The organism is Kitasatospora sp. NPDC002227 (assembly GCF_040296285.1).
In the GTDB taxonomy this organism is placed as follows: domain Bacteria; phylum Actinomycetota; class Actinomycetes; order Streptomycetales; family Streptomycetaceae; genus Kitasatospora.
Genome location: NZ_JBEOWY010000026.1, coordinates 36480 through 43403, shown reverse-complemented (window position 1 = coordinate 43403; position 6924 = coordinate 36480). Strand labels below are relative to the sequence as shown.

Here is a 6924-nt window from a genome sequence, read left to right as displayed (position 1 = left end):
CCGGTGTTGCCGCTGTTGACCACGCACCACGGGGTCTCGTCCTCGCCGTGCGCCACGACCTCGGCCTCGGTCAGACCGGTGTTGCCGCTGTTGACGACACACCACGGGGTCTCGTCGCCGCTGTGCGCCACGACCTCGGCGTTGTCGGACTGGGTGGGCTCGGTGTTCTCAGCCATGGTGATCTCCGTTCGGGTTCGGTCCACACGCGGTGGCTCCGGCGGGCTCTCCCGCCGACACCGAGAAAGCTAGGAACGCCGGGTTCGAAGCCGGTACGGATCCGGTACGGGCCCGGCTCGCCGCAGGTCGGCCGGGGTGGCGCGGCCCCGCCCGCACCCGCCCGGCGCCCGCCGCACGCCCGCTGACCTGCGGATGTACCTCTCCCGAACCCTGGCCGTACCGCTCGCGTACCCCGGCCCGGTGGAGTGGGCGGCACACACACGCAAGGGAGGTGGGAGAGATGGAGCTGGCCGAACTGGTGGGGCTGCGACCGGTCCCCGGGGCCGGGCTGCTGGTCACCCTCACCCAGCGCTGCCCGCTCAGCTGCGCGCACTGCTCGACCGCCTCCACACTGCGCGGCGCCCAGCCCGGCGCCGCCGAACTGCGGCGCTTCGTCGGCTCGTTCACGCCCGCCGACCGGCCCGAGCTGATCCTGCTCACCGGCGGCGAGCCACTGCTGCGGCCCACCCTCGCCGCCGAACTCGCCACCCTGGCTCGGGCAGCCGGCGCCCGCACCGCGCTGCTCAGCGGCCTGTTCTTCGCCCGCCGGGGCCGCACCCCGAGCGGCATCCGGCGCACCGTCCGGCAGTTGGACCACTTCTCGGCCAGCATCGACGCCTTCCACGAGCGCGAGGTGCCCCGGGCCGAGGTCTTCCGCACCCTGCGCGAGGTGCTGGCCGACGGGGTGCCCGTCAGCCTGCACGCCACCGGCACCGGCCCCGACGACCCGTACCTGGCCGACCTCGCCGCCGAGGTGCGCCGGGTCTTCGGCGCCGACTGCCCGATGCTGGTCAACGAACTGCGCGCCGTCGGCCGGGCCGCCGCCTGGGCGGGCGCCACCCGCGCCCCCGCCCCGGACGGGCGGCCGCTGCCCTGCGCGATGGCCGCCTGGCCGGTGGTCGCGCAGGACGGCCTGGTGCTGGCCTGCTGCAACCAGGACACGGTGGACCGCCGCCCGGCCCCCGCCCACCTGCTGCTGGGCAGTGTCGGCCAGGACGACTGGCCCACGGTGCGCCGCCGCGCCCTCGACTCCCCCGCGCTGCGGATGCTGCGCGCCGTCGGCCCCGGCCACCTCTACGCCCGCTACGGCGACGGCCCCGGCTGCACCGGCTACTGCGCCTCCTGCCACGCGCTGCCCGGCCACCCGGCGGTGCTGGCCGGGGCGGAGCGGGACGGCGCGGGCCCGGTCGGCGCCCTGCTCGACCTGCAGGCCGCCCACGCCGGGCGCGCCGCCGGGCCCGCCGCGCTGGTCCGCCGCTTCGGCAGCCCCCGCTACGCCGGGCTGGTCACCCCCGGAGACCGGCGATGACCAGGCTCCACCGGAGCGCCGCGCTACGGCTCAAACTCTCCTTCGCCGCACCGGCCCTGCACCACGCGATGGCCGAGCTCTGGCGCCCCGAGGGGCTCACCGAGCGGTACGGGCGGTACCTGACCACCATGCACGAGGTGATCCGCGCCTCGGTGCCGCTGATGGAGCTGGCCGCCCGGCGCTGCCACCAGCGGGCCCCGGCCGACCGGGTGGCCGGGCCGCTGGCCGACTACCTGGAGCGGCACATCCTCGAGGAACGCGGCCACGACGACTGGCTGTTGTCCGATCTGGCCGCCGCCGGGCTCGACCCGGACGGACGGCTCCAGCGTCAACCACCGCCCGTGGTGGCCCGGTTGGTCGGCCCCCAGTACTACTGGATCGAGCACCACCATCCCGTGGCGCTGCTCGGCTACATCACCGTACTGGAGGCCAACGCCCCGGCCCCCTGGCTGGCCGAACGGCTGGCCGCCGACACCGGGCTGCCGGGCGCCGCCTTCCAGACCGTCAGCCACCACGCCGGCCTGGACACCGGGCACAGTGACGAACTCGCCGCCTTCCTGGACGAGTTGCCGCTGTCCGCGGCCCAGGAGAGCGCCGTGGCGGTGAGCGCCCTGCACACCATGCAGGCCGCCACCGACCTTTTCACCCGGCTCGCCTACCACTCCTGAAAGGACGCCTCAGCCATGACCGCACCCGACCCACGGACCCTCGCCGTACTGGCCGCCGCCGGCTTCCCGCTGGCCGCGCTCACCCCCGAGCAGTTGGAGGTGCTGACCGCCCTCGCCGAGGACGAACTCGCCCTGCTGCTCGATATCAAGGCCAAGCTCGACGAGGTCGAGCCCGAGGTGCAGGCGCACGGCACCGTGGCCGGCGGCGCCCTCTTCTGACCACCCGCCACCACCGAAGGAGACACCGCCGTGAACTGCCCGTCCTGCTCGGGTGAACTGCCCACCGGGGCGCGGTTCTGCCCCGGCTGCGGCAGCCCGGCCGCCGCCGCGCCCGCCCGGCCGGCCCCGGCCGAGCGGCGGCTGGTGACGCTGGTCTTCTGCGACCTGGTGGGCTCCACCGCGCTCTCCGGCCGCCTCGACCCGGAGGCCCTGCGGGCCGTCACCCTGCGCTACTTCGAGCTGATGACCGCCCGGATCGAGGCGCACGGCGGCACCGTCGAGAAGTTCGTCGGCGACGCCGTGATGGCCGTGTTCGGCATCCCGGTGCTGCACGAGGACGACGCCCGCCGGGCGCTAGCCGCGGCCCTGGACATGCGCACCGCCCTGGCCGGGCTCAACGAGGAGCTGACGGCCGCCCTCGGCATCCGGCTGGACGTCCGGATCGGCGTCAACACCGGTGAGGCGGTGGCCAGTACGGACGCCTCCAGCCGCCAGGCGCTGGTCTCCGGCGAGGTGGTCAACATCGCCGCCCGGCTGGAGCAGCACGCCGCCGCGGGCGAGATCCTGATCGGCCCCGACACCCTGCACGCCGTCGGCCCGGCCGCCCGCACCGAGGACGCCGGGCCGCTCGCCCTCAAGGGCCTGAGCGAGCTCTTCCCCGCCCACCGGCTGCTCGGCCTGCGCGGGGACGACGACCCGGCGCTGCTACGGCGCTTCGACACCCCGTTCATCGGCCGGGAGAGCCAACTCACCCTGCTGGACGGCGCGTTCGAAGCCACCGGCCCACGCCTGCTGACTGTCACCGGCGAGGCGGGCCTGGGCAAGACCCGGCTGATCCACGAGTGGCTGCGGCGCACCGGCGCCCGGCACGGCGCCGGGCGCTGCCGCCCGTACGGGGAGAGCGGCAGTCTGGCCGCGCTGGCGGAGGCCGTCCGGCAGCTGCTCGGCAGCGCCGAGGGCCCCGCCACGGCGCTGCGGACGCTGCGCGCCGGGCTGCTGCTCGACGGCACACCGAACCCGTCCCTGGCGGACACCTGCGCCGCGCTCGGCGAGCTGCTGGCCGGTTTCGACGCCCCCGTCCTCGTCCTCGACGACTTCCACTGGGCCACCGAGGCGCTGCGGGAGGCGGTCACCCGGCTCGCCGCCGGGCCCGCCCGGGTGCTGGTGCTCTGCGCCGCCCGGCCGGAGCTGCTCGAGCGCACGCCCGAGTGGGCCGCAGCCGGGCCGCTGCTGCCGCTGCCCGGCCTCTCCCCGGCGGAGAGCGCCCGGCTGGCCGCCGGGCTCGCCGAGGTGAGCGCCCACCTCCAGCAGCCCGGTACGGCCGCCCGGCTGCTCGAACGCGCCGAGGGCAACCCGCTGCACCTGGAGCAGCTGCACGCGATGGCCGCCGAGGGCCGCGACCCGGGCGGGCTGCCGCCCACCGTGCAGGCCCTGCTCGGCGCCCGGATCGACGCCCTGGCCCCGCCCGAGCGCACCGCGCTCTCGCTCGCCGCCGTGGTGGGCCGGGAGTTCGACCGGGCGGAGCTCACCGGGCTGGCCCGGAGCGGGCCGGAGGGGCAGCCCGGCGGCGAGCTCCAGCCGGACGGCGCCGGGGCGGACACCGTACGGCCCACGCTGTACCGGCTCACCCGGCGCCGGCTGGTCGAGCCCGACCGGGGCGGGGCCCGGTACCGGTTCAGCAGCGGCCTGGTGCAGGAGGTCTCCTACCAGGGCACCGCCAAGCGGGTCCGTGCCGACCGGCACGAGCGGGCCGCCGAGGTGCTGGCGAGCCGGGGCGCCACCGACGCCACCCTGGGCGGCCACCTCGCCCGGGCCTACCGCTACCGCGCCCAGCTCGGCTCGCTCGAACCGCGCACCGAACTGCTCCGCCGCCGAGCCGCCGCCCACCTGGCCGCCGCCGGGGCCCAGGCGCTGGCCCGGGCCGATCTCGGCTGGGCCGACGACCTGCTGACCGCCGCCGTGGAGCTGGCCCGCGAGGGCGAGCCCGCCTGGCTCACCGCCGCCTGGCGGCTCGCCGAGGTGCGCCTGGCCACCGGCCGCACCGAGGAGGGGCAGGCGCTGCTGCGGCGGGTGGCCGAGGCCGCAGGCCCGGTGCTGGCCGCGCACGCCCGCCTCTCGCTGGCCGTGCTCGACCCCGGCCCCGGGCTGGCCGAGGCGGCCCGGACGGCCGAGGAGGTGCTGCCGCTGTTCGAGGCCGCCGGGGACGACCTCGGCCTGGCCAGGGCCTGCCTGCGCCTGGCCCAGCACCAGCAGCTGCGCGGCCGGCACGGCGCTGCCGAGGTACTGCTCGAACGGGCCCTGGCCCACGCCGTGCGGGCCGGGGCGGAGCCGGAGCGGGCGGCGGCGCTCGGCGCCGTCGGCGTCTCGCTCTGGCTCGGGCCCACGCCCGTCCCGGCGGCGGTGGAGCGCTGCCGGGCGCTGCTCGCCGAGCACGGCCCGACCCGGCGGACCGTCCGGATCACCCTCAACTGCCCGCTGGCCGTGCTGCTGGCCCTCCGGGAGGACTGGGCGGGCGCCCGCCGCTGCCTGGCCGAGGCCGCCGCCCTCGGCGAGGAGCTGGGCTTCGCCGAGGCGCTGGTCTTCCTCCCGGTCTTCCGGGCCACCGTCGACTCGCTCGCCGGGCACCCCGGCCGCGCCGCCGAACAGCTCGGCGCCGCGATGCGGGCCTGCCGCGAGCTCGGCGCCACCACCCTGCTGCCCGCCGTCACCCGCGACCTGGCCCGCGCCCACCTGGACGACGGCGACCCGGCCGCCGCCCGCGCCCACCTCGGCGGGGACGGCCCTGGAACGCCCGGCCTCCCCCCGGCCGACGCCGCCGACCTGTACGGCAGCCTGGCCCGGCTGCGCGCCCTGGAGGGGCGGGCCGAGGAGGCCGAACAGCTGGCCGAGCAGGCGCTGGCCGAGGCCGCCGGGACGGACTCCCCGGTGCTGTGGGCCACCGCCGCCCTCGACCGCGCCCGCACCGCGCTGGCCCTCGGCCGCCCGGCCGAGGCCGGCCGCTGGGCCGGACAGGCCCGCCACTGGTACACCCGCAAGGGCCACCTGGCGGGCCTGCACCGCGCCGCCGACCTCGCCACCACCACGAAGGAGCAGAGATGACCACGCCCGCCCTGACCTGGAGCCTGCGCGGCCGGGCTCCCGACGACATCCCGGTGGTCGCCGACGGACTGCCCGTCACCCCCGAGTGGGCCTGGGAGGGCTCGACCGGCCACGGGGTGCGGGTCTGCGTGGTGGACAGCGGGATCGAGCGGGACCACCCGCTGGTCGGCCCGGTGGACGGCAGCTACGTGGTGGTCAAGGAGCAGGACGGCTCCGTCCGGGTGGAGCCGACGGAGACCGGCGACAGCTGCGGGCACGGCACGGCCTGCGGCGGGATCGTCCGCCGGGTGGCGCCGGACTGCGAGCTGTACAGCGTCCGGGTGCTCGGCGAGCGGTTCTCCGGCACGGGGGACGTCCTGCTCGCGGGGCTGCGCTGGGCGGTGGAGCAGCGGTTCGACGTGATCAACCTGAGCCTGTCGACCACCCGGGAGAAGTTCGCCGAGGCCCTGCGGGCGATCTCGGACGAGGCGTACTTCGGCCGCACCGTGATCGTGGCCGCCGCGCACAACACCCCGGTGGAGAGCTTCCCCTGGCGGTACTCCTCGGTGATCTCGGTGGGCAGCCACCAGGAGGAGGATCCGGGGCTCTACCTCTACAACCCCCGGCCCCCGGTGGAGTTCTTCGCCCCCGGCCAGAACGTCACGGTGCCCTGGCTCGGCGGCGCGACCATCCGCACCACCGGCAACAGCTTCGCCACCCCGTACCTCGCCGGGCTCTGCGCCCGGGTGCTCGCCAAGCACCCGGAGCTGACCCCCTTCCAGCTCAAGTCCGTGCTCTACCAGGCCGCTTCGAACGTCACGGCCCGCACCGGAGGTGCCCGATGAACGCACTCGACCCCACCGCCCAGGCCCTGCTGCAGTCGGTGGTGGACACCGCGCGGGCCATCTTCGGCGCCGCCGCCAGCTCGATCTTCCTGCTGGACGAGGCCGCCGGGGAGCTGGTCTTCCAGGCCGTCTCCGGGGCGGGTGAGGACTCCCTGGTCGGTACCCGCTTCCCCGCCGGGCGGGGGATCGCGGGCTGGGTGGCGAGCACCGGCGAGCCGATGGTGGTGGACGATCTCACCACCGACGGCGCCTTCGCCCGGGACTTGGCCGAAGCCACCGCGTACGTGCCGGACGCGCTGATGGCCGCGCCGCTGCTCGACGCCTCCGGGGTGCTCGGCGTCCTGGAGGTGCTCGACCCGGCCCCGCAGGCCCGGGCCAGCCTCGGCGAGCTGGACCTGCTGGCGCTGTTCGCCCGGCAGGCGGCCACCGCACTGCGCGCGGTGCTCGACCTGCGCGCGCTGCGGTCGGCGAGCCCGCGCCCGCCGCTGGCCCGCCTCGACCCGGCCGACCGGGCCGCCGGGCTGCGCACCCTCGACGCCCTGCGCGAACTCCTGCTCGCCCACTGACCCCCGCCCGCCCCGCCCACCAC

Annotated in this window: 6 protein-coding genes; all 6 read left to right on the top strand. The window is 77.0% G+C overall.

The window, feature by feature from the left end:
• Positions 1-457 precede the first annotated feature (457 nt).
• Genes ABT095_RS22630 through ABT095_RS22605 form a run of 6 tightly spaced genes read left to right on the top strand, consistent with a single transcriptional unit; the run spans position 458 to position 6901 of the window.
• Positions 458-1525: a radical SAM protein gene (locus ABT095_RS22630; RefSeq protein ID WP_350531282.1), complete on the top strand. Its 1068-nt coding sequence runs from the start codon at positions 458-460 to the stop codon at positions 1523-1525.
• Entirely contained in the window at positions 1522-2193 is a 672-nt protein-coding gene (locus tag ABT095_RS22625; RefSeq protein WP_350531281.1) for an iron-containing redox enzyme family protein, read from the top strand. Before ABT095_RS22630 ends, ABT095_RS22625 begins: the two co-directional genes overlap by 4 nt.
• Positions 2194-2208: 15 nt before the next feature.
• Positions 2209-2412: an aroma-sacti cluster domain-containing protein gene (locus tag ABT095_RS22620; protein WP_350531280.1), complete on the top strand. Its 204-nt coding sequence runs from the start codon at positions 2209-2211 to the stop codon at positions 2410-2412.
• Between the two features lie 30 nt (positions 2413-2442).
• Positions 2443-5511 (top strand): adenylate/guanylate cyclase domain-containing protein, encoded by a 3069-nt coding sequence (locus tag ABT095_RS22615; protein WP_350531279.1) that lies wholly within the window; start codon positions 2443-2445, stop codon positions 5509-5511.
• Entirely contained in the window at positions 5508-6335 is an 828-nt protein-coding gene (locus ABT095_RS22610; protein ID WP_350531278.1) for a S8 family peptidase, read from the top strand. Before ABT095_RS22615 ends, ABT095_RS22610 begins: the two co-directional genes overlap by 4 nt.
• A complete protein-coding gene (locus tag ABT095_RS22605; protein WP_350531277.1) occupies positions 6332-6901 on the top strand; it encodes a GAF domain-containing protein in 570 nt (189 codons plus the stop codon). The genes ABT095_RS22610 and ABT095_RS22605 overlap by 4 nt, the downstream gene beginning before the upstream one ends.
• The last annotated feature ends 23 nt before the right edge of the window (positions 6902-6924 follow it).